The sequence below is a fragment of the Fulvimarina endophytica genome (assembly GCF_003403015.1).
GTDB classification, from domain to species: domain Bacteria; phylum Pseudomonadota; class Alphaproteobacteria; order Rhizobiales; family Rhizobiaceae; genus Fulvimarina; species Fulvimarina endophytica.
In genome coordinates this window covers 597,513-623,089 of the sequence record NZ_QURL01000001.1, presented here as the reverse complement: position 1 = coordinate 623,089, position 25,577 = coordinate 597,513, and the positions used below count along the sequence as shown (strand labels likewise).

The following is a 25,577-nucleotide window of genomic DNA, read 5'->3' as shown; positions in this document are numbered from 1 at the left end:
GCCTTAGAGGAGGCCGGCTTCCTTGTAGTAGCGCTCGGCGCCCGGGTGCAGCGGAGCGCTGTTGCCCGTCTTCACCATCTCTTCCTTCGTCAGGTTGGCGAAGGCCGGATGCAGGCTCTTGAACCGATCGAAGTTCTCGAACACGGCTTTCGTGACCTGGTAGACGAGTTCCTCGTCCACATCCGCGCTGGAGACGAGCGTGGCGCGCACGCCGAAGGTCTCGACGTCGTCCGGATTGCCTTCGTACATGCCGCCGGGGATCGTGGCCTTGGCGTAGTACGGATTCTCCTCGATCAGCTCGTCGATCTCCGGGCCGGTGACGGGAACGAGATTCGCGTCGACCGTGGTGGTGGCTTCCTGGATGGAACCGTTCGGATTGCCGACGGCATAGATGATGGCGTCGACATTGTTGTCGCCGAGCGCGGCGGCCTGCTCCGCCGGCTTCAGCTGCGAGGCCAGCGCGAAGTCGTCCATGGTCCAGCCTTTGGCGTCCATGAGGACTTCCATCGTCGCGAGCATGCCGGAACCCGGATTGCCCACATTGACGCGCTTGCCCTTGAGGTCGTCGAAGGTCGCGATGTTGGCGTCCTTGCGGGCGACCACGTTGAACGGCTCGGGGTGAAGCGAGAACACCGCGCGCAGCTTGTCGAACTTGTCGCCTTCGTACTGGGAGCTGCCGTTATAGGCATGGAACTGCCAGTCCGACTGGGCAACGCCCATCGCCATGTCGCCGGACTTGATCGCATTGATGTTGGCGATCGAACCACCGGTCGAGGGCGCGGTACACTTGTAGTCGGTCGCCCGGTTCACCAGACGGCATACCGATTGTCCGACGACGTAGTAGACGCCCGTCTGCCCGCCGGTTCCGATGGAGAAGAACTGTTCCTGCGCCTGCGCTGCGTTGCCGAGGGTCGATCCCACGGTGAGCAGGCTCGCAAGTCCGAGAGCCTTGGTGAACTGACGACGTGTGGTCTTCATGAGAACTCCTTCATGTCGCCGGTCCGCGATGGCGAACCGATCATGGCGTAATAGTGACCAAGGTTCCGGCTCAAGGCAAGTTTCGCAGGGCCGAGCCCGGACCCGCGACCGGTCGTTCCCCCTGGTTTCGAGATGAATCATCGCTGCCGCGACATGGGCACTCGACGACAGATGCGGGACCTGAGCGGCCCCCTCCGCTCAGCCCTCGCCGGAGGTCGAGCGATCGAATTGCGGTGTGCCGTATGTCCCGCGTGCGTCCTTGAGGACATTGCCGGCCCGCGTGGCGATGTAGACGATGGCCGAGACATAGAGCGCGATGACGATCGCTCCGATCCACTCGATCTGCAGCCACTGGCTTTTGAACAGAAGGACGAGAACGAACAGAACCAGCGTGTTGCCCGCGACATAACGCCATTTTCCGAACCGCTCCGCCGTCAGGTCGAGATTGTCGGTGTAGAGGCGAATCAGACTGTCCAGCGAATTGATGACGAAGGTCGTGCCGACGATCACCATCGCGATGTTCAGGATCCCATCGGTCGAAATTCCGGCCGTGTAGTAGTGGTAGAGAACCGAGAACCAGATCGCGAGCGGGATCGAGGGAATGACCAGCAATGCCAGAAGCATGTGCTGGGTCTTGATGCCGCCGACGAAGCGCGACGTGAACTGGCCGATCATGATGGACCAGGCGAACCACCAGAACAGATAGAACTCGTGATAGTCGGTCAGCGGAATGACGAACTTGTGGATATTGGCGAAATAGCTGCCGATGTTCGAGATCGAGGCGCCGAACTGCGACGGCGTGATGCCCGCATTGATCCAGAGAAGCGCGATGAGACAGGCAAAGGCCGTCGACGATCCGATCGAGAGGATTCGCACATAGCGGATATCCGTCGACGAATAGGCCGCCGCGAGCACCGTCAGGAAGACGATCACGTAGAAGGCGGTGACGACCGTTTCACCGTCGCCGATCGTCGGCAGGTAGAAGGGCAGATAGACGAGGAACAGACTACCCGTGAACGCACAGGTCGTGATGATGACCACGTTGTTGACGAAGCGCACGACCGGCTTGTCGAAGAACCTCACCCGCGGCTCGATGGCACAGAAATAGAAGGTCGTGAGGAAGTAGAACGACCAGATCAGAAAGCCCCAGAAGCCGAATTCGAGCGCCAGCGGATTGGAGAAGGCATAGGCCGGGTTCTCTGCGGTATCCGCATAGAGCGGGAAATCGAAAGCGAGAGGAAACATGATCAGGCCCACGTCGAGGCCTGACGTGAACAGGATCGCGACGAAGACGAGAAGCGGCACAGGGTTGGGACCGACGAGCCGCATGTTCCACCAGCGGATCGTGCAGAAGACGACGAGCACGAGGGCCATGAGGACGCCGAACGAGATCAGATAGGTCATCTTCGGCGTTGCCTCCGGTCTTGCCGTTCCGTAAGCGCCTTTCCTCGCACGCCTGTCGCAGGGACGTGCTTAGGGCACGCCTTCGCGCGACGGCTAAACCGGTCTCGACCGATGACGGCCGCATGCTCCCGGCGACCGGCATGATCCGTCAAGGGGCAGGGCGCATGAGGGACGGCGCGGAACGAATAGAGACCGGGCCGTGCCGTCCGTCAAGGACGCCCCCTTTAGGGGCGGTATCGTTCGTCCTTGGCGCGCGGATCGTTGCGGGCGACTTCGGCAAGAAGCTGCGCATTGCCGCCGGACGCCGTCGTGTCCACGCAGAGATGACGTTCGTGCAGGACGTCCGGCACCATCACCGCGCCCGTGACGAGCCGCAGGAGGGGGCCATCGCGTTCGGCCAATTGCCTCGCAAGACGACGCGCGGTGTCCTCGTCGCCCCACCAGATCGCACCCCCGAAATCGGAGGCCGCGAGAAGATCGGTCTCGGCTGTCCCGTCGATCGCCTCGCCGCCGAGACGCTCGACCGCTTCACGCTGCTTCAGGCGATCGGCGTCCGAGGGGCCGAGGCAGAGAATGGGAGCTCGCGCCGACAGGTGCAGGCGGTTGGATTCTCCCGTTGGGCCGGGCATGTCCATCGGGCTCGTCGGCCGATATTTCGGCGATACCGGCTTCTGGAACCGTGAGACGTAGAAGGGGCCGCCCGCTTTCGGTCCGGTCCCGGAGAGACCCTCGCCGCCAAAGGGCTGCGAGGCGACGATGGCGCCGATCTGGTTTCGATTCACGTAGATATTGCCGGCGCGAATCCGGTCCGTGACATACTGCACCCGGTCATCGATGCGGGTGTGCAGACCGAAGGTCAGACCGTAACCGCGTCCATTGATCGCGTCGATCACGGTCTTCAGATCCTTCGCCTTGAACGTCGCGATATGAAGGACGGGACCGAAAACCTCCCGCTCGATCTCGGCGATGCTCGAGACGCGGACGAGGGAGGGGGCGAGGAAGTATCCTCGTTCGGGAGCCTTCGCCTGATGGATCAGACGGCCGTCGCGTCTCGCCTTCTCGACATAGGACGCGATCGCCGAATGGGCCTCGTCGTCGATCAGTGGACCGCTATCGGAATCGAGATACCAGGGATCGTCCGGCGAAAACGCCGTCATCGCGCCCTTCAGCATCGCTATGAATCCGTCGGCGATGTCCTCCTGCACGTAGACGCAGCGGCAGGCCGAACAGCGTTGTCCGGCCGACTGGAAAGCCGACTGGACGATATCCCGCACCGCCTGTTCGGGCAGGGCAGACGAATCGACGATCATGGCGTTGAGACCGCCCGTCTCCGCGATCAGCGGTGCGCCCGGATGACAGTTCTCGGCCATCGCGGCCTTGATCTTCTGCGCCGTCTCCGTCGAGCCGGTGAAGGCGACACCGTCGATGCGGGGATCGGAGGTGAGGGCGGCACCGATCCCGCCTTCGCCGGGCAGAAGCTGGAGAACCTCCTTCGGAACACCGGCTTCATGAAGCAGTCGTGTGCCCAGATGGGCGATGAGCGAGGTCTGCTCGGCCGGTTTCGCGAGCACCGCGTTTCCGGCGGCAAGAGCCGCCGCAATCTGGCCGGTGAAGATGGCGAGCGGGAAGTTCCACGGGCTGATGCAGACGAAGCGGCCGAGCGGTTCGCTCGTCAGCTTCTTCAGCTCCTCCACATAATAATTGAGGAAGTCCACGGCTTCGCGCAGTTCCGCGACGGCGTCGGGCAGCGTCTTTCCGGCTTCTCGCGCGAGGACCGCGAAGATCTCGCCGAAATTGTCCTCATAGAGGCTCGCGGCCCGTTTCAGGATCCGCGCCCGCTCTTCCGGCGGCGCGGTCCAGACCGTCGCGGCGGCGAGCGCGGTCTCGACATCCGCTTTGGACGCGAACCGGGTCCGTCCGACGAGATCGGAAGGATCGGACGGGTTGCGGCGCTCGGCTTCGTCCTCGGCGTCGAGAGGTCCCGCGATGACTGGCCCGGCCTCGAAGATCGTCGTGCGGAAGGGTCTGCGGGCGGCTTCGATCTCTTCGAGGTGATCGACGGCCTTCAGGTCCCAGCCGCGCGAATTCTCGCGCACGGGAAGGAAGATATCGGTTCCGGGCGTCACCGGCGGCGCATAGCCGATGGCGTCGAACGGATCTTCGGCCACCTGCTCGGGCGGAACGTCCTCGTCGACGATCTGATTGACGAAGCTGGAATTGGCGCCGTTCTCCAGAAGCCGGCGCACGAGGTAGGCGAGGAGGTCACGGTGCGCGCCGACCGGCGCGTAGATGCGGCAGCGCGTGCCGTGATCCTTCATGACCATGGTGTGGAGAACCTCACCCATGCCATGCAGGCGCTGGAACTCGAATTCCTGCGGTTTCACGCCCATCTGCTGCGCCATGTGCAGGACGGCCGCCGCCGTATGGGCGTTGTGCGTCGCGAACTGCGGATAGAGATGGTCGCGATATTTCAGGAGCTTGCGGGCATTGCCGATGAAGCTGACATCGGTCGCGGGCTTGCGCGAGAAGACCGGAAAGCGCGGCAGGCCTTCCTGCTGCGCATGCTTGATCTCCGTGTCCCAATAGGCGCCCTTGACCAGCCGGACCATCAGCCTGCGGCCGATCCGCCCCGCCGTCTCGTAGATCCAGTCGATGGCGGGTCCGGCGCGCGGGCCGAAGGCCTGCACGACGATGCCGAAGCCGTTCCAGTTCGCCAACCGATCGTCCTCCAGAACGCGCTCGATGATTTCGAGCGAGAGCGTGAGGCGGTCCTGTTCCTCGGCATCAACGTTGAAGCCGATCTGGAGCTTCGCGGCCTTCGCGGCGAGGTCGCGGACGATCGGCACGAGTTCTTCGAGCACCCGTTCGCGCTGGGCGATCTCGTATCGCGGATGCAGCGCGGACAGTTTCACGGAGATGCCGGGATTGGTGGCGATGTCGCCCTTCGTCGCGGCGCGGGCGATCTTCTCGATCGCCCCATCATAGGCCTTGCGGTAGCGCTCCGCGTCCTCGTAGGTGCGCGCGGCCTCGCCGAGCATGTCGTAGGAGTAGGTGTAGCCCTTTTCCTCCATGCCCTTGGCGCGCTCCATGGCCTTGTCCATGGTCTCCCCGAGCACGAACTGCCGGCCCATGACCCTCATTGCCTGGCCGGTCGCGTTGCGGATGACCGGTTCGCCGAGGCGACGGATCGCGCCGCGCATCGCCTTCAGCGGTCCCTGGTCGTTTTCCTCGAGCACCCGGCCTGTCAGCATCAGGGCCCATGTGGACGCATTGACGAGCGAAGAGGACGATTTGCCGAGATGGCTGTTCCACTGGCCGGGCGCGATCTTGTCCTCGATCAGTTCGTCCATGGTCTGGGCGTCCGGCACGCGCAGCAGGGCCTCGGCGAGACACATCAGCGCGATGCCTTCTTCCGTCGAGAGGCCGTATTCGGCGAGGAAGACTTCCATCAGGCCCGGATCGCCGGCCTTGCGGATCCGCTTCACCAGATCGACCGCCATGGTGCTGATGAGCCTGCGATCCTCGCGCGACAGATCGGCCTCGGCGATCAGGTCGTCGAGAACCGCGTCGGCATCGGGATAGGGTGACATCGACAGGATCGATGGGGGGAGCGGCATATCCATGGGCATGGGGCTGATCCTTGCGTTCGGGTCCGGAGGCCGTTCGTCTCGAAGATGGCGCGGGCGCCTGTCGCACCGGTGGTCGTATCTTTCCGCCTATGCGTCAACCGTGGCGCAAGGACTTGCGCTGGCGGACGTGATCATGACCCGTATCGGCGGGGACCGGCCTTTCGTCGCACACCGAACGCGCGGTCGCAGCGCCTTCTGCCGGACCTCGTTCGTCCGGCCGTGAAATCAGGCCGCGATCTCGGCCATGATCGGCACATGGTCGGACGGCTTCTCCCAACTGCGCACATGACTGTCCGTCCCGACCGAGCGAAGCGCGACCTGCGCTTCCGGCGAGAGAAGGAGATGGTCGATCCGGATGCCGTTGTTCTTCTGCCAGGCGCCGGCCTGATAATCCCAGAAGGTATAGATTTCCGATCGATCGTCCGTCATGCGCAGGGCATCGGCAAGACCGAGATGCACCAGTCGGCGCAATCCGCCACGCGATTGAGGCTGGTAGAGAGCGTCCTCCAGCCATGCGTTCGGGTTGTGGACGTCCTCGGGCTGGGGGATCACGTTGAAGTCGCCGGCCAGCACCAGCATCTCCTCCTTCAGGAGAAGGTCTTTGGCGTGGCGTTCGAGCCGTTCCATCCAGGACAGCTTGTAGTCGAACTTCGGGGTGCCGAGCGGATTACCGTTTGGCAGGTAGATCGACGCGACGCGCAGCGGACCCGCCTCACCGGTCCAGACACCCTCGATATAGCGGGCCTGCTCGTCGCTCTCGTCGTGGGGAAGGCCGCGCAGGACGCTTTCTGGCTTGGTCTTGGACAGAAGCGCGACCCCGTTGAAGCCCTTCTGGCCGTGCGTTTCGACGTGATAGCCGAGATCCTCGATCGCAGCGCGCGGGAAGCCCTCGTCCTGGCTCTTGATCTCCTGGAGGCACGCGATGTCGGGCGATCGCTCCTTCAGCCAGGTGGTGAGCCCGTCGATCCGCGCCTTGACGCCGTTGATGTTCCAGGACGCGACGAGCATGCGGGCCTACGCTTTCAGATCGAGAAGCTGGTGCCGCAGCCGCACGAGGCGACGGCGTTCGGATTGCGGACCTGGAAGCTCTGACCCATCAGGTCGTCGACGAAATCGATGACCGACCCGTCGAGATAGACCACCGAGGTCTCGTCGATGACGACGCGAGCCCCGTCTCGTTCGAGCACGAGATCGCTCGCCTCGGTCTCGCTGGTCAGGTCGTATTTGTAGGAGAAGCCGGAGCATCCGCCGCCCTCGACCGAGACACGCAGGGAATTGGCGTCCGGCGCCTTGGCGAGGATCGCGGCGATCCGCTTCACGGCCTTGTCGGACAGGGTCACCGGTTGGACGAGGGTTTCGCTCATCATGGGTATCGAGGTCGGGGTGAAAGCCCGCCGCGCTCCTTGTTCGTGGGATAGGGTCAAGGTAATAACGCGCCGAGCCTTGGTCAATCGACGGGATGAAACGATGAGCCGACCCGGCAAGGCCGAGACCACGTCCCGTTCGATGGGTCCCCGTTCGATCGGTCTCGGGCGCGAGCCCCTGAACGCGTTTGCCGTCGACCACAGGCAGAGCCGGGGGCGGCTTTATTCCGAATCCGAAAGCGCAACCCGGACCGCGTTCCAGCGCGACCGTGACCGGATCGTCCATTCGACGGCCTTCCGCCGGCTGAAACACAAGACGCAGGTCTTCGTCGCGACCGAGGCCGATCACTACCGGACCCGGCTCACCCATACGATCGAGGTCAGCCAGATCGCCCGTGCCTTCGCCCGGGCCTTCCGCCTCGACGAGGACCTCACCGAAGCCGTCGCTCTGGTTCACGATTTCGGCCATCCCCCGTTCGGGCATGCCGGCGAACGGGTGCTGCACCGGATGATGGCCCCTTACGGCGGCTTCGATCACAACGCGCAGGCGCTGCGGATCGTCACCGCGCTGGAGCGCCGCTACGCCGAGTTCGACGGGCTGAATCTCGCCTGGGAAACGCTCGAAGGGCTGGCCAAGCACAACGGTCCGCTCGCGGGGCCCCATGCGGTCGAGGACGGACTACCGCAGCCGATCGAGAGCTTCGATGCCCTCATGCCGCTCGATCTGACGCGTTTTGCCAGTCTCGAAGCCCAATGCGCGGCGATCTCCGACGATATCGCCTACAACACACACGATCTCGACGATGGCCTTCGGGCGGGCCTCATCGAACTCGGCGACCTCCGCGAACTGACGCTCGCCGGCTCCATTCTCCAGGAGATCGAGGCCTCCTATCCCTTCCTCTCGAATGATCGTCTCGCCAACGAGATCATGCGCCGGCACATCACCCGCATGGTCGAAGACGTGATCGAGACGACCATGATCAATCTCGAACGGCTCGGCCCGCGCCATGCGGACGATGTGCGCGATGCCGGCGAGACGATCGCGCGATTCTCCGAGGGGATGCGGGCGGCAGTCGACGAAACGCGCTCGTTCCTCTTCCAGCGCGTCTATCGTGCGCCGCAGGTCATGCAGGTCATGGCCTCTGCGGAGACGGTCGTGGAGGATCTGTTCCGACGATATGCGGCCGACCCGGCGCTTCTTCCCGCCGAATGGGGCGGCGCGCTCGAGAAGATGGAAGAGACGAAGCGGGCAAGGCGCATCGCCGACTATCTGTCCGGGATGACGGACACCTACGCGATTCGCGAACATTCCCGATTGTTCGGGCCGATGCCGCATTTGGGGTAGTCGGCAGGCATGAAAGCCGTCTAGAAGGCCGAAAGCGGCCGAAAGCGGCCTTTTCAACCACGTCTTCGAGCAATCCATGAACATCTTCGCCGATTTCGAATCCCGGGTGAGAGCCGTCGTCACCGAGGTCCTGACCGGCCTCGACAAGCCCGTTCCCGATCTCGAACGCGTCACCGTGGAGCCGCCGCGCGATGCCGCGCATGGCGATCTCGCGACCAATGCCGCGATGGTTCTCGCCAAGCCCATGGGGCTGAAGCCGCGCGATCTCGCCGAGACCATCGCCGAGCGACTGCGCATGGACGGCGATGTCGAGACCGTCGAAATCGCCGGGCCCGGCTTCATCAACATGCGGCTTTCGCCCGCATTCTGGCCGCGTCACCTCGCGGTGCTTCTCGGTGCCCGCGCCGATTACGGCCGGCTTCCTTCCAGCGGTCGGAAGATCAACGTCGAATACGTCTCGGCGAACCCGACCGGCCCCATGCATGTCGGCCATGTGCGCGGAGCCGTCGTCGGCGATGCGATCGCCCGGCTTCTCGCCTTCTGCGGCGACGAGGTGACGAAGGAATACTACGTCAACGATGCGGGAGAGCAGATCGGCGTTCTGGCTCGTTCGGCCTTCCTGCGCTACCGCGAAGCGCTCGGCGAGGATATCGGCGCGATCCCGGAAGGCCTCTATCCCGGAGACTACCTGAAGCCTCTCGGCCAGTCGCTCAAGGCCGAGTTCGGCGAGAGCCTGCGCGACATGCCTTCTGAGGAATGGGAGCCGATCGTTCGCGACCGGGCCGTCGCGGCGATGCTCGAAATGATCCGCGAGGACCTGAAGACCCTCGGCATCGAGCACGAGGTATTCTTTTCCGAACGCACGCTCCACGATGCGGACGGAGGCCGGATCGCCACCGCGATCGCGGATCTCGAAGCCAAGGGCTATGTCTATCGCGGCGCGCTGCCGCCTCCGAAGGGCAAACCACAGGAGGACTGGGAGGACCGGGAGCAGACGCTTCTCAGATCGACCGCCGTCGGCGACGACCAGGACCGCCCGCTCGTCAAGTCGAACGGGCTCTACACCTATTTCGCCGCCGACGTCGCCTATTTCCAGGACAAGTTCGATCGCGGCTTCTCGGAGATGATCTTCGTTCTGGGTGCCGACCATTCGGGCTATGTGAAGCGCCTGGAAGCGGTCGCCCGCGCGATCACGGGTGGTGAGGCGAAGGCGAGCGTCGTCCTCTGCCAGCTGGTCAAGCTCTATCGGAAGGGCGAGCCGGTGAAGATGTCCAAGCGCTCCGGCGACTTCGTCACCCTCGCCGACGTGGTCGAGGAGGTCGGCCGCGATCCGGTGCGCTTCATGATGCTCTTTCGTAAGAGCGATGCGCCGCTGGATTTCGACTTCCAGAAGGTGACCGAGCAGTCCAAGGACAATCCGGTCTTCTACGTCCAGTACGCCCATGCCAGGGCACACTCGATCTTCCGCCAGGCGCGCGAAGCCGGTTTCGACACGTCGATCGGCGCACGGATCGAAGCTGACCTGGAGCTCCTCGACGACGAGGGCGAAACGGCGCTCATCCGCAAGCTCGCGGAGTTCCCGCGCGTGGTCCAATCGGCCGCAAGCGCCCGCGAACCGCACCGTCTGGCCTTCTATCTCTACGACCTCGCATCGGCTTTCCACGGCCAGTACAACCGCGGCAAGGACGTGCCCTCGTTACGCTTTGTTAACGCTGACGCGCGAGACTCCACTCATGCGCGCCTCGCCCTGGTCGACGCGGTCGCGAGCGTCATCCGCTCGGGCCTCCAGATCATCGGCGCCGAGGCCCCCGAAGAAATGCGATAGTCGATCACGCTTTGGTCAATATCGCCTTCTAGCGCTTGTGACGGAACGCGTTGAGGGGCGCGATCGCAAACGAGTGGGATGATCGATGGACGACAGATCGGACAACGAGCGCGGACAATCCCGCCCCCTGAATTCGTTCGACGACGACCCGTTTGCGGAACTGGCCAAGCTGATCGACGAGCCCTGGGACCAGCCCCGGAAATCGTCCGGAACGGCGCGGCCCGTCGCTCCCGAAGTCCGGGCCGATATCCCCACTGGACCATCCCGGCGCGAGGGGGCTGCGTACGGTTCGCGCCGTGAGCCCAATTTCGCCGCGCCGGCCCCTGCGGTTGCAGAGCCGTCGAGAGCGCGTGTGAGCTCCGTCTGGGGCCCTGCCGGCGAGCCGAAGCTCCCGGCGGAACCAAGACGCTCGTCCGCTCCTCTGCCGCCCGTCCGTCCGGCGCAGGCGCCTGCCCAGACGCAGGGTCAGACCCATATCCGCCCGCGCACCTCGCCGACGGCGCCGGCCGCACCGTTGGCGCCGCCCGTGCGCTCTTCGGCAACCGCCGCGCCGGTGGCCCGCTCCGCCACGGTCCCAAGCGCGCCTGCGAACGTCGCGACTTCCAATCCTGTCGCGGCCCGTCCTGCGACTGCGCCCGCCAAGCCTCAGGCCTCGCTCGAGAGCTTCGATATCGATGTCGATCTGGCCGAGGCGCTGGACGCTGAATTCTCTTCGCTGAGCGCCGCCGCCGAGCCGGCCGCCGCAAAGCGGCCGGCCGAGCCCCGGCAGGTGACGATGCCGGCCCCGCCCCCGGCTTCGCCGCAGCGCTCCTCCGGCCGCCCGAGCTTCGGCTCTGGTATGTTCGGGGGTGAGGTGCGCCCCGCCGCAAAACCGGTTGCCCAGGAGGCGAAGCCTGCGCCTGCGCCCGCAGTTGCGAAGGCCACGAACGAGACGGCAGCTTCTCCTGCCTCCCAGGAGAACGGCCGGCCCGAACCGCGCAAGGACGAGGACGAGGCGTTCGACACCGCCTTCGTTTCTGCCCTGGCCGCGCTTTCCGCGCCCGCCGATCCTCTGTCCGGCAAGGTCTCGAAGACCGAGGCGTTCGCGCCCGAACGGCGTGTCGAAGAGACGACGACCGTCCCGGTTCTCGACGATTTCGACGCGCTCCTGGCCGGCGAGATGGCCGCCCTCAATCTCGACAAGAGCGCCGACAAGGGGCCGATCGCCGGTTCGCGTCAGGCACCGGTCGAGGCCGACTATTCCGGCGAGAGCGAACACCCGGTTCTCGATGACGACGGGTCCTATCCCCGCATCCTGTCGACATTCGCCGAGCAGAACGCGCGTCAGGACAGCCAGGGGCACAGCCGCCCGGCCAAGGCCTCGTCGAACTCGTCCTTCCGCCGGATCGCTGCGGGTATCGTGGGGCTCGCCGTGATCGGCGGCGCGGGGTTCGCGGTGCTCGACTTCAGCGGCTCGGGCGAGGGCGATGCGTCGCCCCTGATCGTCAAGGCCGATACCGATCCCGTCAAGATCGTTCCGCCCGATCCCGGCGGCCGCACGGTCGCCAATCAGGAGAACGCGACCTATCGGGAGGTCTCCAACCAGAAACCGGCCGAGGGCGAGCCGCAGGGCGAACTCGTGACTGCGGCCGAGACGCCGATCGGGCTCGATCAGAACGCAGCGCCGGATTACGACGGCCTTCCGGGCGTCAACCGCTCCGCTTTCTCCGTTGCCATGAGCGATGCGCAGATCGAGGACGCCACGCCGGTTCTTCAGCCGCGCCGCGTTCCGACCGTCACGGTTCTTCCCGATGGGACGATCGTCGCCGGCAAGGCAACCGAGACGATGGAGCCGAACGAGGCGTTGATCGAAACGGCTTCGCGGCCGCTCGACGATCGCACCATCGTCGGAGGGATCAGTTCACCCGCCGCCGCTCAGCCCGCGCTGGACGATTCGGCGAATATCGCGGCCCTCGCCGCCGGCGCCGAGGACGTGCCGGCCGTCACGGTTGCGGACGAACCGGTCGGCGTCGCGGCGCCTGGCATTCCGGTTCCCTCCATGAAGCCGAGGGTTTCGGCACCGACGCAGGTCGCCTCCCTCGCAGCGGCGGAGGCTCCGACGACGCCGCAGGCGAGTTCTGCCGCGCCGTCGCCTGCCCCCGTAGCGGCTGCAGCCGCATCGGGCTCGAACGCGGATGCCTGGTATGTCCAGATGTCCTCACAGCCCACCGACGAGGCGGCGCGCGCTTCGGCGGCGACCATCTCGTCGCGCTATAGCGGCATCCTGGCCGGCCGTCAGGTCGTGATCCAGACCGCCGAGATCCCGGGCAAGGGCACCTATCACCGGGTGCGGATGGCCGCCTCGTCCAAGCAGGAAGCTGCGACGCTTTGCGAACAGATGAAATCGGCCGGCGGCAGCTGCTACGTCTCGCGTTGATCGCGACTGGCGCCGGCCTAGCCGGCGCCTCCTCGCGCCTGAGCGACCATCAATCGACGACATCATCGAACGACCATCCGTCGAACGCCAACGACGGCAGAAGGACCATGCCCATCATGAGCGACGCGAAGGCCTGGATCGCCGCCCCCTTGGGTCTCGAACCCAGCCGGGAGGAGCGGGCATTCTTTTCCGGCGAACGCCCCTGGGGGTTCATTCTCTTCGCCCGCAACATCGATGGACCCTCTCAGCTCGGCGAACTGGTCGAGATGCTGAAGGAACTCGGCGGGCGTGACACGACGCCGATCTTCATCGATCAGGAAGGCGGGCGCATCCAGCGCCTCAGGCCGCCTCTTGCGCCGCAACGTCCGGCCGCGAAGGCGATCGGCACCGTCTATGCCGAGGACCGCGAAGCCGGCACGCGGCTCGCTTTTCTGCACGGTCGCCTGCTCGCGGCGGACCTGATGCGCTACGGGATCAATGCGGACTGCATTCCCTGTCTCGACGTTCCGGTGGAGGGCGCCCACGACATCATCGGCGACAGGGCTCTTTCCACCGATCCCCAGACGGTCGCGGTTCTGGGGCGCGCGATGGCCTCTGGCGCCATGGCCGGCGGCGTGCTGCCCGTCATGAAGCACATGCCGGGGCATGGCCGCGGGCGCTCCGACAGCCACAAGGAGCTGCCGATGGTCAGCGCGACCCGCCGGGAGCTGGCGTCGCGCGACTTCACGCCGTTCGCCGAGCTCTCCGATCTGCCCTGCGCCATGACCGCGCACATTCTCTTTACCGATATCGACGACAAGCGCTGTGCCACACTCTCGCCGATCGTCGTCAACGAGGTGATTCGAACGGAGATCGGTTTCGACGGTCTCCTGATGACCGACGACATTTCCATGAAGGCCTTGACCGGCCCCTTCTCGGACCGTGCCCAAGCCGCCGTCGACGCCGGATGCGATGTCGTACTCCATTGCAATGGCGACATGGACGAGATGCGGGCCGTCGTTCGCGGCGTGCCTCTCCTCGATGGAGCTTCGCGTCGGCGCGCCGTGGACGCGGAAGCCTGGATCGTCGCGCCGAAGGACGAGATCGAGCTGGCCGAACTCACCGAAGAATACGATCGCCTGATGACGGTGCCTGCCTGACCGTCTATGCTGCGGCGAGAAGGGTGAGGCGTCGGCTCGAGGGCCGCCGCGCGCGGTGTCAGCTTCCAGTTCTCGCTCCGAAGGAACGAGGCTGGGGCAGGGACCGGGTTCACCTTGCCCATGATAACGCGGTCGGTCGTCGTGCAGTCACAGCTCAAGCAGAATGATCAGCCGCGGCCAGCCGGGCGGACGAGTGTCGGGGTCAGCTTCGCCGCGAGCCTGACCTTCGAGGGGGTCCACCAGCGATTCGGGTCGAAGGATGTCCTCTGCGGCATCGATCTTTCGGCCGAGCCCGGACAGATCCTCTGCCTTCTCGGGCCTTCCGGGTCCGGCAAGACGACTCTCTTGCGGATTGCGGCGGGGATCGAGCGTCAGAGCCGCGGCAGATTGCTCCTGAACGGCGAGGTCATGGCGAGCGAGAGCGTGTTCGTCCCGCCGGAGCATCGCGGCGTCGGGCTGATGTTTCAGGACTACGCCCTGTTTCCGCATATGACGCTCCTGAAGAACGTGGCGTTCGGGCTCACGGGACTGTCGTCCTCGGCCGCAAGGACCGCGGCGGCTTCGGCGCTCGAGCGTGTCGGACTGTCCGGGCGCGGCGACCAGTATCCCCATATGCTTTCCGGCGGCGAGCAGCAGAGGGTTGCGCTCGCCCGCGCGCTCGCGCCGCGCCCGTCCGTCCTCCTCATGGACGAGCCGTTCTCCGGTCTCGACAGCCGACTCAAGGACACGATCCGCACCGATACGCTTCAGATCCTGCGGGAAAGCCGGGCGACCGCCATCGTCGTCACTCATGATGCCGAAGAGGCGATGCGCATGGGCGATCGGATCGCGTTGTTGCGCGATGGCCGACTGATCCAGACGGGGACTGGGCGCGAACTTTATCGTGATCCAGTCAACCTGTTCGCGGCCGGTTTCTTTTCCGAGCTCAACGTCATCGAGGCCGAGGCGAGGGGAGGCCGGGTCGTCACCGCCCTCGGGCCGGTGGCGACGACGCGGTGCGACGACGGCGCGAAGCTCACCGTTGCCTTGCGTCTCAACGGTTTGAGGCTCGGGACGGGCGAGGCCGGGGTGACCGGACGGGTCTTGTCCCGGCGGTTTCTCGGCGGGGTGGATCTCTTCACGGTCGCGGTCGAAGGTGTCGACGAACCCTTGCGTTCGCGCATGAGAGCGGGAACCGTGCCGGAAAACTGTCGCGATGTTGTGGTATCGGTCGATCCGCTCGCAGTGATCGTGTTTGAAAAAGACGCGAGTGATCGTTAGTTAAGGCCGACGGAATCGATGGCCGAGCGCCCAAGTTCGGCAGGTACGGAGAGTTTTTATGGGAAGCTTTAGCATCTGGCACTGGCTGATCGTTCTCGCGGTCGTGCTGCTTCTCTTCGGTCGGGGAAAGATCCCCGAATTGATGGGCGACGTCGCCAAGGGCATCAAGAACTTCAAGAAGGGCATGAGCGACGACGAGGCAAGCAGCACCGCAACCGAGCGGCGCGGCCTCGATGATCAGTCCGGTACGACGACGGTCAATCAGGAAACCCGGACCGACAAGACCCCCGTCTAAGCGTTCCAGCCCAACCAGAGGCGCATGTCGGCCGGGTGACCCGGCTGGCATCGCCGTTCCGAGGACCGATCATGCTTCCCGATATCGGCTGGACCGAAATGTTGGTCATCGCGGTCGTCCTGATCGTGGTGGTCGGTCCCAAGGACCTGCCGGGCATGCTGCGCTCGTTCGGTCGCATCATGGCCCAGATGCGGTCCATGGCGGGTGATTTCCGCAAGCAGCTCGACGACGCTCTCAAGGAGGCCGAACTCGACGAGGTCCGCAAGACCGTGGACGATGTTCGAAGCCTCGATCCGCGACGGCAGGTTCGTGAAGCGATGAAACCGATGCGCGAGATCGGCGACGACATCCGGTCCTCCGTCCAGTCGGCGACGAAGATGCCCGAGGATCGCATGGAGCCGGCCAGGCGCGAGCCGCATCCCGAAGCGCCTTTGAAGACGTCCGGGCCGCAGATGGAGCCACTTCAGTCCGTCAAGCCTGAGACAGGGGCCGCGAGCACGCGGGCCGTCGACGACAAAGTTGCGGACGGAACGTCCCGGGAGCAGAGATCGTGAGCCGGTCCGACGACGACATCGAGGCATCCTCGGCTCCGCTGATCGAGCATCTGATCGAACTGCGGCAACGTCTGATACGGTCGATTATCGGCTTCTTCCTGGCCTTCGTTCTCTGCTTCTTCTTCGCCAAGGAGCTCTTCAACCTGCTCGTGATCCCATACCAGACGGCGTTCGACTGGGCGGGGCTTCCGGCCGAACAGGCTCGGTTCATCTATACGGCACCCCAGGAATTCTTCTTCACGCAGGTGAAGATCGCCGCCTTCGGCGGGTTCTTCCTCGCATTCCCGATCATTGCCGGGCAGGTCTACAAGTTCGTCGCGCCGGGGCTCTACAAGAACGAGCGCGGGGCCTTCCTACCGTTCCTGATCGCGACGCCGATCCTGTTTCTGCTGGGTGCGGCGCTGGTCTACTTCTTCTTTACGCCCATGGTGATGTGGTTCTTCCTCTCCATGCAGCAGTCGGGCGGGGACGGGCAGGCGATCATCGAGCTTCTGCCCAGCGTTTCGGAATATCTCTCGCTGATCATGACGCTGATCTTCGCCTTCGGCATGGTGTTCCAGCTGCCAGTCGTCGCCACGCTTCTGGTGCGCGCCGGCATTACGTCCGCAGCGGGGCTCGCGGGCAAGCGCAAATATGCGATCGTCATCGCGTTCATCGTGGCAGCCGTGCTGACACCGCCCGATCCCCTGTCCCAGATCGGTCTTGCGGTGCCCACGATCCTTCTCTACGAGATTTCCATCCTGGCGGCGCGCTACATCGAAAGAAAGCGCGAACGCCTCCTCGGCGAGGCCGAGGTCTAGACCTCATCCGTCCACGGTCTCGATGGTCCTTCCCGAAGGCTGAATGCCGCAGGTTCCGAGGATCATCGCAAGTCGGGGCGCAGCCGGCATCGCGGGCGGTGCCGCAACCGCGGCGTTGCGTTTCCGGGGTCGATGAGCCTGCCGGACCACCGTCGCCACGAACGAAATGCAGTGGTGGGCCATGATCGATATCAAGTGGATACGTGAAAATCCGGGCAAGCTCGACGAAGCCCTCGCCAGCCGAGGGGCAAAGCCTGTCGCGATCGATCTCATCAAGCTCGACGAACGGCGCCGTGATCACCTGAAGACCCTTCAGGAACTTCAGGGCAGGCGCAACGAGGCCTCCAAGGCGATCGGCAAGGCGAAAGGCTCTGGCGACGACGCCAAGGCGCAGTCCCTGATCGACGAGGTCGCGCAGATCAAGGCCGAGATCCAGGCCGGCGAGGCGGAAGAGCGTGCGATCGATCTGGCCCTTGTCGACGCGCTATCGAGGCTTCCCAATGTGCCTCTCGACGATGTGCCGGTGGGTACGGACGAGGCTGACAATGTCGAGGTTCGGCGGGTCGGCGAGAAGCCCGAATTCGGGTTTGCGCCGAAGGAACATTTCGAGCTCGGCGAAGCGCTCGGAATGATGGATTTCGATCTGGCCGCCAAGATTTCCGGTTCCCGGTTCAACGTTCTGCGCGGCAAGCTCGCTCGGCTCGAGCGGGCTCTCGGCCAGTTCATGCTCGACGTGCATACCGGCGAACACGGCTATGAGGAGACGCAGCCGCCTCTGCTCGTGCGCAACGACGCGATGTACGGCACCTCCCAGCTTCCGAAGTTCGGCGAGGATCTGTTCATTGGTGCGTCGATGACGGGACGCGGCCATCAGGTCGAAAGCCTGCTCGAGACGTATACGACGCAGGCCGATCTCGATGCCCTGAAGAGCGGCGAGATCTCGCTCGAAAAGCTCGTTCCGCAGGTTTTGGAACGCGCGCCGACCGAAGAGGAATTCTGGCTGATTCCGACGGCGGAGGTGCCCCTCACCAACCTCGTGCGAGATCGCGTGCTCGATGGAGGCCAGCTGCCGCTGCGCATGACGGCGCTGACGCCCTGCTTCCGCTCGGAGGCAGGCTCTGCGGGCCGCGACACGCGCGGCATGCTGCGCCAGCACCAGTTCAACAAGGTGGAGATGGTCTCCATCACCAGCGAGGAGACGTCCGCCAGCGAACTCGAGCGGATGACGGGTTGCGCGGAAGAGGTGTTGAAGCGGCTGGGCCTGCCCTACCGTGTCGTGACCCTGTGCACCGGCGATATGGGTTTTGCCGCGCGCAAGACCTACGACATCGAGGTGTGGCTCCCGGGACAGGATGCCTATCGCGAGATCTCCTCCTGTTCGGTCTGCGGTGATTTCCAGGCGCGTCGCATGGCGGCCCGCTACAGGGTGGAAGGCGAGAAGCAGCCCCGCTTTGTCCACACGCTGAACGGATCCGGCGTGGCGGTCGGACGCGCGCTCATCGCGGTCATGGAGAACTACCAGAACGAGAATGGATCGATCACCGTGCCCGAATGCCTGAAGCCCTATATGGGCGGGATCGAACGCATCGAGGCAGTCTCGTGACCCGCATTCTCATCACCAATGACGACGGCATCCTCTCGGAAGGTCTGGAGGCGCTCGAACGCATCGCGGCCGAGATCTCCGACGATGTCTGGACCGTGGCACCGGAAGCGGATCAGAGCGGCCTTGCCCACTCGCTGACGCTTTCGCATCCCCTGCGCCTGCGGCAGCTGGGCGAAAAGCGGTTCGCACTCTCGGGAACCCCGACGGACTGCGTCATCATGGCGATGCGCAAGCTCATGGATAGCCCGCCGGACCTCGTCCTTTCGGGCATCAATCTCGGCCAGAACGCCGCCGACGACGTGACCTATTCTGGAACGGTCGCCGGCGCCATGGAAGGGACCCTGCTCGGCGTTCGGTCGATCGCGCTCAGTCAGGCCTTTTCGCCGGACAAGCGGCTCGAGAATCCCTGGGCGACGGCCGAACGGCACGGCCCGGCGATCATCCGAAAGCTGATGTCTTACGATTTGCCGCCCGGGCATCTGTTCAACGTCAACTTTCCCGTTCGCGAGCCGGACGAGGTCGAGGGCGTTCGCGTCACCCGCCAGGGCAAGCTCGATCCCGCTTTGGGGATCGAGCAGCGCGAGGACGGGCGCGGGCGCTCCTATTTCTGGCTGAAGTTCGGTCGTCGCAACGGGCCGAATGTGGAGCGCTCCGATATCTCCGCGCTGCAGGACGGCTACATCTCCGTCACGCCCCTTCATCTGGACCTGACAGCCGGGCATCTCGTGGACGGGTTGACGGACCATCTGGAAGGATGAACGACCCTGCGAGCGATCGGTCCCGGTTTCTCGCCCGGTTGAGGGCCGACGAGCCCTCGTTTGCCACGAGGGTGCTGGAAGCGGCAGCGCTCGTTCCGCGGGAGGTCTTTCTCCCGATCCGTGGGGCCGATCCCTACGGCTACGGTCCTCTGCCCCTCGATTGCGGGGAAACGATGCCCGATGCGGTGACGGCACTACGCCTGATCCACGCGCTCGACCTGTCGCAGCGCCACCGGGTGCTCGAAATCGGAACGGGTAGCGGATACGGGACCGCACTGATCGCCCGCCTTGCCCTCCACGTCACTTCGCTGGAGCGCTATCGCCGGCTTCTGGCGAGAGCGGAGACTGCCTTGCGGGAGGCGGGCGTGACGAATGTCTCATTGTTCCTGGCGGACGGCTCGGAGGGATATGCGGAAGCCGCACCATATGACCGCATTCTCGTCAACGCCGCATTTCCGGCGCTGCCGAAGCATTTCCTCGACCAGATGGGGCCGCAGTCCACTCTCGTCTGCGCCATCGGGGAGGGGACGGGCGAACAGATGCTGGTGCGGTTGTCGAAAGTCGGTGCGCGGTTCGAGCGGGACGACCTCTGGCCGGTGCGCTATCAGCCGATCGCCTCCGGGATCGCAGCGGCACTTTGATTGGACAGCAAGGGTTTTGTCCGAATTGCGCCTGGGGAATTAATAGCAAAGTAAGATTAACGCGTTCTAATGGCGTCAAATTTCCTGTCGTCTGAGGGACAGCGATGCCGAGCCTGATCCACCCTTCCTTGAGAACCCGCACCGCGTTTGCCACCGCGATCCTCCTCGTCAGTGGCCTTGCCGCCGGTTGTTCGGCCGATGCTGTCCGCCTCGACGACAGCTTCTATGCCAATGCCCTGCCGCAGACCGCCCCGATGCAGACGGCCGCCGCCAATCCGGCCTATCAGAACAATCAGGGTTACGGCGCGGGCATCGATCAGACGATGACTGGCTCGATCTCGTCCAATCAGGCCTCTCCGGTCTATGCCGCTCCGAACCCGGAGGTGCAGCGCGGCCAGCTTCCGCCGCCTCAGGCTCAAGGCGCGCAGCCGCAACAGACCGCATGGAACGACAATTCGTCCACCGGCGCGCAGTCCGGCATGGCGGCTCAACCGAGCGCAAGCCAGGGCCAGACGCTGGGCGCAGCGCCTTCGACGCTCCAGCAGCAGGCCGCGCGCATTGCGAGCCCCTCCGTCCGCCCGAACGCCTCTTCGAGCCCGTCCTCGGGATCGACCGTGACCGTCGCGAGCGGCGACACGCTCTCTTCGATCGCTCGGCGCTCCGGAGTATCGGCCCAGGCGATCCGCGATGCGAACAATATGACGGGCGACACGGTGCGCCTCGGCCAGCGTCTCGTTCTGCCGACCGGCTCCAGGATCGCAAGCAGCACGCCGACCGATAACCGGCAGGTGGCATCGATCAGCTCCGCGCCGAAGCCCTATCAGAAGGCCGAGACCGCGGCAGCGCCGGTCGAGACCAAACCCGCCGCAACCGCATCGGCACCGGTGTCGACGCCCGCACCGGCAGCCCAGGCCGCCGAGCCGGCCAAGCCGGTCGAGGTCGCGACGGCCGCGCCGAGCTCCACGGTCACCAGCCAGTCGAAGGACAGCGATGCGGCAGCCCCGCAGGCAAGCGGCATCAGCGGCTATCGCTGGCCGGTTCAGGGCCGCGTCCTCCAGCGCTTCGGCGAGAAGGTCGGCTCCCGTCGCAATGATGGCCTCAACATCTCCGTGCCGCGCGGAACCCCGATCAAGGCTGCCGAGAACGGCGTCGTGATCTATGCCGGCGACGGCCTGAGGGAGTTCGGCAACACGGTGCTCGTCAAGCATGACGATGGTCTCGTCACCGTCTACGGCCACGCCGATGCGCTGAAGGTGAAGCGCGGCGATACCGTCAAGCGCGGTGAGCAGATCGCAAGCTCCGGCATGACCGGCGATACGGACGTGCCGCAGCTCCACTTCGAAGTCCGCAAGAATTCCTCGCCGGTGGACCCGTCAAAATATCTGAACTGAGCGGCGAACCGATCGCTCGAAATTGAACGAAGGCGGCGACCGGATGACGGTCGCCGCCTTTTCTGCAGGTCGATCGTTTCGCGCCCGGCGACGAATCGCGAAGCGGCGGACCGGTCGCGGTGTCAGTCGATTTGTCGGCCGAGCCGCCCGGCAAGGTCCTGGATGAACTGGAAGGCGACGCGGCCGGAGCGGCTTCCGCGGGTCAGTTGCCATTCGAGTGCCTGGGCGCGAAGATCGTCCTCGTTAATCGCGAGGTCGTAGCGATCGGCATAGGCGGCGACCATCGTGAGGTAATCTTCCTGGCTGCAGTTGTGGAAGCCGATCCACAGCCCGAACCGGTCCGAGAGGGAAACCTTCTCCTCCACCGACTCGCCGGGATTGATGGCCGTCGCGCGCTCGTTCTCGATCATGTCGCGCGGCAGGAGATGCCGGCGATTCGAGGTGGCGTAGAAAAGAACGTTTCTCGGACGTCCCTCGACGCCCCCTTCGAGGACCGCTTTCAGCGACTTGTAGCTCGAGTCTCCGACATCGAAGGAGAGATCGTCGCAGAAGAGGAGAATCTGGAACGGCGCATCCCGTAGGACGCCCATCAGATCGGGGAGACGTTCGATATCCTCGCGCGCGATCTCGACGAGTTTCAGTGGCGCCGAACGTCCTTCGTCGGCCGCGTTGACGCTCGCATGGGCGGCCTTGACGAGGGATGACTTGCCCATGCCGCGCGCGCCCCAGAGCAGGGCGTTGTTTGCCGGCAGGCTCCGTGCGAAGCGCTGCGTGTTGTCGAGCAGCATGTCGCGCGAGCGATCGATGCCCTGGAGCAGGTCGATCGAGACCCGATTCACGTTTCTCACAGGCCTGAGGCTCATCGGAGGATCGAAGACGAAACAGTCGGCTTCGGTAAGATCGGCGACCCCTGCGCCTGCGGGAGCCATTCGCTCGAGGGCATCCGCGATCCTCTGAAGGGTGTTCTGAAGATCGCTCGTCTCGAACTCGTGCATGTTTTGCTCTCAACTCATCGTGGGAAGACCTCCATCTCCCGCACTTGAGTTGCAATCGGCAAGCCCGTTCGTATATTCGGCGCAATTATTTCAAAGCGCGGCGAGCCTTGCCGCGCTTTTCGTATGAAAGGTCACCCACATGTTCGTCACGCAAGCCTTCGCCCAGACCGCCGGTGGAATGGGCGGTGGAAGCGATCTGCTTCTCAGCATTCTGCCCTTCGTCGCCGTCTTCGCGATCATGTACTTCCTCATCATCCGCCCGCAGCGCACGCAGATGAAGAAGCGCAACCAGATGCTCGAGAACATCCGGCGGGGCGATCAGGTCGTGACCGGCGGCGGCATCCTCGGCAAGGTGACGAAGGTTCTGGACAATGGCGAGCTCGAGGTTCAGATCTCCGAACAGACCAAGGTCCGCATGCTGCGCGCGATGATCAGCGATGTCCGCGTGAAGGGCGAGCCTGCGGCCGCGAACCAGAAGTAACGAAGGCCGATAGCTGCGGCATTGTCTGCGAAGGGTTCACCCCTTTCGCCACAATCCGCTGGCAGACGTCCTCGCAAGGAGACGGCACGCCTGGTGCCGTCCGCTCGATAACCCGACCGGATCATTGAATGCTGTATTTCTCACGCTGGAAGACGATCCTGATTTGGCTCGTTGTGGCACTCGGCGTCATCTATGCCCTGCCCAACGCTCTTCCCCGGTCGGTTCTCGACAAGTTCCCCGATTTCCTGCCGACGAAGCAGGTGACACTGGGTCTCGATCTGCAGGGCGGATCCTATCTGCTTCTCCAGGTGGACGAGGCCGATCTCGTCCAGAAGCGGGTTCAGACGCTGAGCGACGCGACCCGTTCGGCCTTGCGCGAGGCCCGGATTGGCTATTCGGCGATCTCGGCCAATGACCAGACCGTCACGGTCCGCCTGCGCGATCCCGCCCAGACGGAAGCCGCGCAGGAGGCCCTTTCCGATCTCACCGATCCGGTCTCTTCGGGCCTGTTGAGCGGCGGCCAGATCCGGGAAGTCTCCATCGCCTCACCGCAGGCCGGCGTTCTCGCTCTGTCGCTCACGCCGGAAGGCATCGCCTATCGGACGACCAGCGCTGTCGAGCAGTCGATCGAGGTCGTTCGTCGCCGCGTCGACGAGCTGGGCACCACGGAGCCCGTCATCCAGCGCGAGGGCAACAACCGCATCATCGTGCAGGTGCCGGGTCTCGGCGATCCGGACCGTCTGAAGAACCTCCTCAACCAGACCGCGCAGCTGACCTTCCGCATGGTCGATCAGTCCGCCTCGGCTCAGTCCGTCGCCGACGGTCAGGCCCGCGCCCCGGCCGGAACGGAACTTCTCTACTCGACCGATCAACCGCCGGTGCCGTATCTCGTCCAGCGTCAGGTAATGGTCTCGGGCGAGAACCTCGTCGACGCGCAGCCCGGTTTCGACCAGCAGACCAACGAGCCGGTCGTCAATATCCGCTTCGACAATCGCGGGGCGACGCAGTTCGCGCGGGTGACCCAGTCCAATGTCGGTCGGCCCTTCGCGATGGTGCTCGACGACAAGGTGCTGTCTGCGCCCAACATCCGCGAGCCGATTCTCGGTGGCCAGGCGCAGATCAGCGGCAACTTCACGGTTCAGTCGGCCAACGATCTCGCGGTCCTGCTGCGCGCCGGTGCCCTGCCGGCCAATCTCGACATTCTCGAAGAGCGCACCGTCGGCCCGGGCCTCGGCGCCGATTCCATCGCCGCCGGCGAGATGGCGGGCGTCATCGGTGCGGCCTTCGTCGTCATCTTCATGATCGCCGCCTACGGCTTCCTCGGCATTGTCGCGAACATCGCTCTCATGGTGAACGTCGTCCTGTTGTTCGCCCTGCTGACGGTCATCGGCGCCACGCTTACACTTCCGGGCATCGCGGGTATCGTTCTCACGGTCGGCATGGCCGTCGATTCGAACGTCCTCATCTACGAGCGCATACGCGAAGAGCGCAGAAACGGCCGATCGGTCGTCCAATCGATCGATATCGGCTTCCAGAAGGCGCTCGGCACGATCCTCGATGCGAACATCACGACACTGATCGCGGCTGGCATCCTGTTCTGGCTGGGCACCGGCCCCGTCCGCGGCTTTGCCGTCACGCTGGCGCTCGGCATCCTCACGACGATCTTCACGGCCTACACACTCACGCGCTGGCTGATGGCGTTCTGGGTGAAGCGGCGCCGTCCGAAGGAGCTGCCGAAGGGCTATATCCGGCTGGTGCCCGAGTCGACCTTCATCAAGTTCATGCTGTTCCGGTTGAAGGCGTTCTATCTCTCGATTGCCCTCGTCGTCGCATCGGTCGTCGCCTTGCCGCTCGTCGGCCTGAATTTCGGCATCGATTTCACCGGCGGTTCGGTGATCGAAGTTCAGGCCAAGAATGGCGAAGCCGATATCGGCGGTATCCGCGAGACGATGAACCAGGTCGGCATCGCCGATGCCCAGGTTCAATCCTTCGGCTCGCCGGCAGAGGCCCTGATCCGCATCGGCAATGCGCCGGGGGAGGCGGATACCGCACAGCAGCAGACGATCGAAGCCGCGCAGGCGGCGCTGGAGGCCGATTACGACATCCGTCGAACGGAGGTCGTGGGCCCGACGGTCTCAGGCGAACTGGCCTGGGCTGCCGTTCTCGGCGTCCTCGCATCTCTCGTCGGCATCCTGGTCTATATCTGGATCCGCTTCGAGTGGCAGTTCGCCATCGGTGCGATCGTCGCCACGATCAACGACGTCTTCCTGACGATGGGCTTCCTCGTCCTCATGCAGATCGAGTTCAATCTCGCAACGGTCGCCGCCATCCTGACGATCGTGGGCTATTCGCTCAACGATACGGTCGTCATCTACGACCGCGTTCGCGAGAACCTGCGCAAATACAAGACGATGAAGCTCGGCGACCTTCTCGATCTGTCGGACAACGAGATGCTGTCGCGCACGCTGACGACATCGCTGACGACGCTTCTGGCGCTCGTGGCGCTGTATATCTTCGGCGGCGAGGTCATCCAGAATTTCGTGGCTCCGATGATCTTCGGCGTGGCGATCGGCACGTTCTCGTCGATCTTCGTCGCTGCGCCGGTTCTCTACTTCTTCAATCTGCGCCCGTCCGACTTCGAGGCCGACAAGAAGCAGGGCGAGGCGATCGAGGCCTCCGGCGCGAACAGGGCCTGAGGT

19 protein-coding genes and 2 pseudogenes are annotated in these 25,577 nt (G+C 64.6%); 15 read left to right on the top strand and 6 right to left on the bottom strand.

Annotated elements, in window-relative coordinates:
* Positions 1 to 3 precede the first annotated feature (3 nt).
* The 5 genes from DYI37_RS02730 to DYI37_RS02710 form a co-directional block, all read right to left on the bottom strand.
* Positions 4 to 978, bottom strand: a complete 975-nt coding sequence (locus DYI37_RS02730) for a TAXI family TRAP transporter solute-binding subunit (RefSeq protein WP_116681629.1) — start codon at positions 976 to 978, stop codon at positions 4 to 6.
* Positions 979 to 1,176: 198 nt separating this feature from the next.
* The gene (locus tag DYI37_RS02725; protein ID WP_116681628.1) at positions 1,177 to 2,382 is read right to left on the bottom strand and encodes a BCCT family transporter; all 1,206 of its coding nucleotides are present in this window, start codon (positions 2,380 to 2,382) and stop codon (positions 1,177 to 1,179) included.
* A 224-nt stretch (positions 2,383 to 2,606) separates the two neighbouring features.
* The gene (gene putA, locus DYI37_RS02720; RefSeq protein WP_116681823.1) at positions 2,607 to 6,005 is read right to left on the bottom strand and encodes a bifunctional proline dehydrogenase/L-glutamate gamma-semialdehyde dehydrogenase PutA; all 3,399 of its coding nucleotides are present in this window, start codon (positions 6,003 to 6,005) and stop codon (positions 2,607 to 2,609) included.
* Positions 6,006 to 6,236: 231 nt separating this feature from the next.
* On the bottom strand, positions 6,237 to 7,019 hold the full coding sequence (gene xth, locus DYI37_RS02715; protein ID WP_116681627.1) for an exodeoxyribonuclease III: 783 nt from the start codon (positions 7,017 to 7,019) through the stop codon (positions 6,237 to 6,239).
* Between the two features lie 14 nt (positions 7,020 to 7,033).
* Entirely contained in the window at positions 7,034 to 7,375 is a 342-nt protein-coding gene (locus DYI37_RS02710) for a HesB/IscA family protein (protein WP_116681822.1), read from the bottom strand.
* A 103-nt stretch (positions 7,376 to 7,478) separates the two neighbouring features.
* On the opposite strand from DYI37_RS02710, the gene DYI37_RS02705 reads away from it, so the two are divergent.
* The 13 genes and pseudogenes from DYI37_RS02705 (at position 7,479) to DYI37_RS02645 (ending at position 21,402) form a co-directional block, all read left to right on the top strand.
* Entirely contained in the window at positions 7,479 to 8,720 is a 1,242-nt protein-coding gene (locus DYI37_RS02705) for a deoxyguanosinetriphosphate triphosphohydrolase (protein ID WP_425365014.1), read from the top strand.
* Positions 8,721 to 8,796: 76 nt separating this feature from the next.
* Positions 8,797 to 10,545 carry an arginine--tRNA ligase gene (gene argS / locus DYI37_RS02700; protein WP_116681626.1) on the top strand — a complete coding sequence of 583 codons (1,749 nt, stop codon included), beginning with the start codon at positions 8,797 to 8,799 and terminating at the stop codon, positions 10,543 to 10,545.
* Between the two features lie 553 nt (positions 10,546 to 11,098).
* Positions 11,099 to 12,961 (top strand): SPOR domain-containing protein, encoded by a 1,863-nt coding sequence (locus DYI37_RS02695; protein ID WP_210209323.1) that lies wholly within the window; start codon positions 11,099 to 11,101, stop codon positions 12,959 to 12,961.
* 116 nt (positions 12,962 to 13,077) lie between these two features.
* Positions 13,078 to 14,100, top strand: coding sequence for a beta-N-acetylhexosaminidase (nagZ, locus tag DYI37_RS02690; RefSeq protein ID WP_116681820.1), 1,023 nt, complete (start codon positions 13,078 to 13,080; stop codon positions 14,098 to 14,100).
* 141 nt (positions 14,101 to 14,241) lie between these two features.
* On the top strand, positions 14,242 to 15,360 hold the full coding sequence (locus DYI37_RS02685) for an ABC transporter ATP-binding protein (protein ID WP_245413746.1): 1,119 nt from the start codon (positions 14,242 to 14,244) through the stop codon (positions 15,358 to 15,360).
* Between the two features lie 58 nt (positions 15,361 to 15,418).
* Positions 15,419 to 15,655: a twin-arginine translocase TatA/TatE family subunit gene (locus DYI37_RS02680; protein WP_116681623.1), complete on the top strand. Its 237-nt coding sequence runs from the start codon at positions 15,419 to 15,421 to the stop codon at positions 15,653 to 15,655.
* Positions 15,656 to 15,726: 71 nt separating this feature from the next.
* Entirely contained in the window at positions 15,727 to 16,209 is a 483-nt protein-coding gene (tatB, locus tag DYI37_RS02675) for a Sec-independent protein translocase protein TatB (RefSeq protein WP_116681622.1), read from the top strand.
* Positions 16,206 to 17,009 (top strand): twin-arginine translocase subunit TatC, encoded by an 804-nt coding sequence (gene tatC, locus DYI37_RS02670; protein WP_116681621.1) that lies wholly within the window; start codon positions 16,206 to 16,208, stop codon positions 17,007 to 17,009. The genes tatB and tatC overlap by 4 nt, the downstream gene beginning before the upstream one ends.
* 181 nt (positions 17,010 to 17,190) lie before the next feature.
* Positions 17,191 to 17,850 (top strand): annotated as a pseudogene (locus tag DYI37_RS20630) (serine--tRNA ligase); the annotation flags it as partial.
* Positions 17,851 to 18,000: 150 nt separating this feature from the next.
* A pseudogene (gene serS / locus DYI37_RS20625) lies at positions 18,001 to 18,612 on the top strand (serine--tRNA ligase); the annotation flags it as partial.
* Positions 18,609 to 19,370, top strand: a complete 762-nt coding sequence (gene surE / locus DYI37_RS02655; RefSeq protein WP_245413745.1) for a 5'/3'-nucleotidase SurE — start codon at positions 18,609 to 18,611, stop codon at positions 19,368 to 19,370. The pseudogene serS and the gene surE, both read left to right, overlap by 4 nt.
* Positions 19,367 to 20,011: a methyltransferase domain-containing protein gene (locus tag DYI37_RS02650; protein WP_116681617.1), complete on the top strand. Its 645-nt coding sequence runs from the start codon at positions 19,367 to 19,369 to the stop codon at positions 20,009 to 20,011. The genes surE and DYI37_RS02650 overlap by 4 nt, the downstream gene beginning before the upstream one ends.
* A 104-nt stretch (positions 20,012 to 20,115) precedes the next feature.
* Positions 20,116 to 21,402 carry a peptidoglycan DD-metalloendopeptidase family protein gene (locus DYI37_RS02645; RefSeq protein ID WP_116681616.1) on the top strand — a complete coding sequence of 429 codons (1,287 nt, stop codon included), beginning with the start codon at positions 20,116 to 20,118 and terminating at the stop codon, positions 21,400 to 21,402.
* 122 nt (positions 21,403 to 21,524) lie between these two features.
* Here DYI37_RS02645 and DYI37_RS02640 read toward each other — a convergent pair whose 3' ends face one another.
* Positions 21,525 to 22,397: an ATP-binding protein gene (locus DYI37_RS02640; protein ID WP_116681615.1), complete on the bottom strand. Its 873-nt coding sequence runs from the start codon at positions 22,395 to 22,397 to the stop codon at positions 21,525 to 21,527.
* Positions 22,398 to 22,536: 139 nt separating this feature from the next.
* On the opposite strand from DYI37_RS02640, the gene yajC reads away from it, so the two are divergent.
* Positions 22,537 to 22,878: a preprotein translocase subunit YajC gene (gene yajC / locus DYI37_RS02635; protein ID WP_116681614.1), complete on the top strand. Its 342-nt coding sequence runs from the start codon at positions 22,537 to 22,539 to the stop codon at positions 22,876 to 22,878.
* A gap of 128 nt (positions 22,879 to 23,006) precedes the next feature.
* Positions 23,007 to 25,574: a protein translocase subunit SecDF gene (gene secDF, locus DYI37_RS02630; protein WP_116681613.1), complete on the top strand. Its 2,568-nt coding sequence runs from the start codon at positions 23,007 to 23,009 to the stop codon at positions 25,572 to 25,574.
* The last annotated feature ends 3 nt before the right edge of the window (positions 25,575 to 25,577 follow it).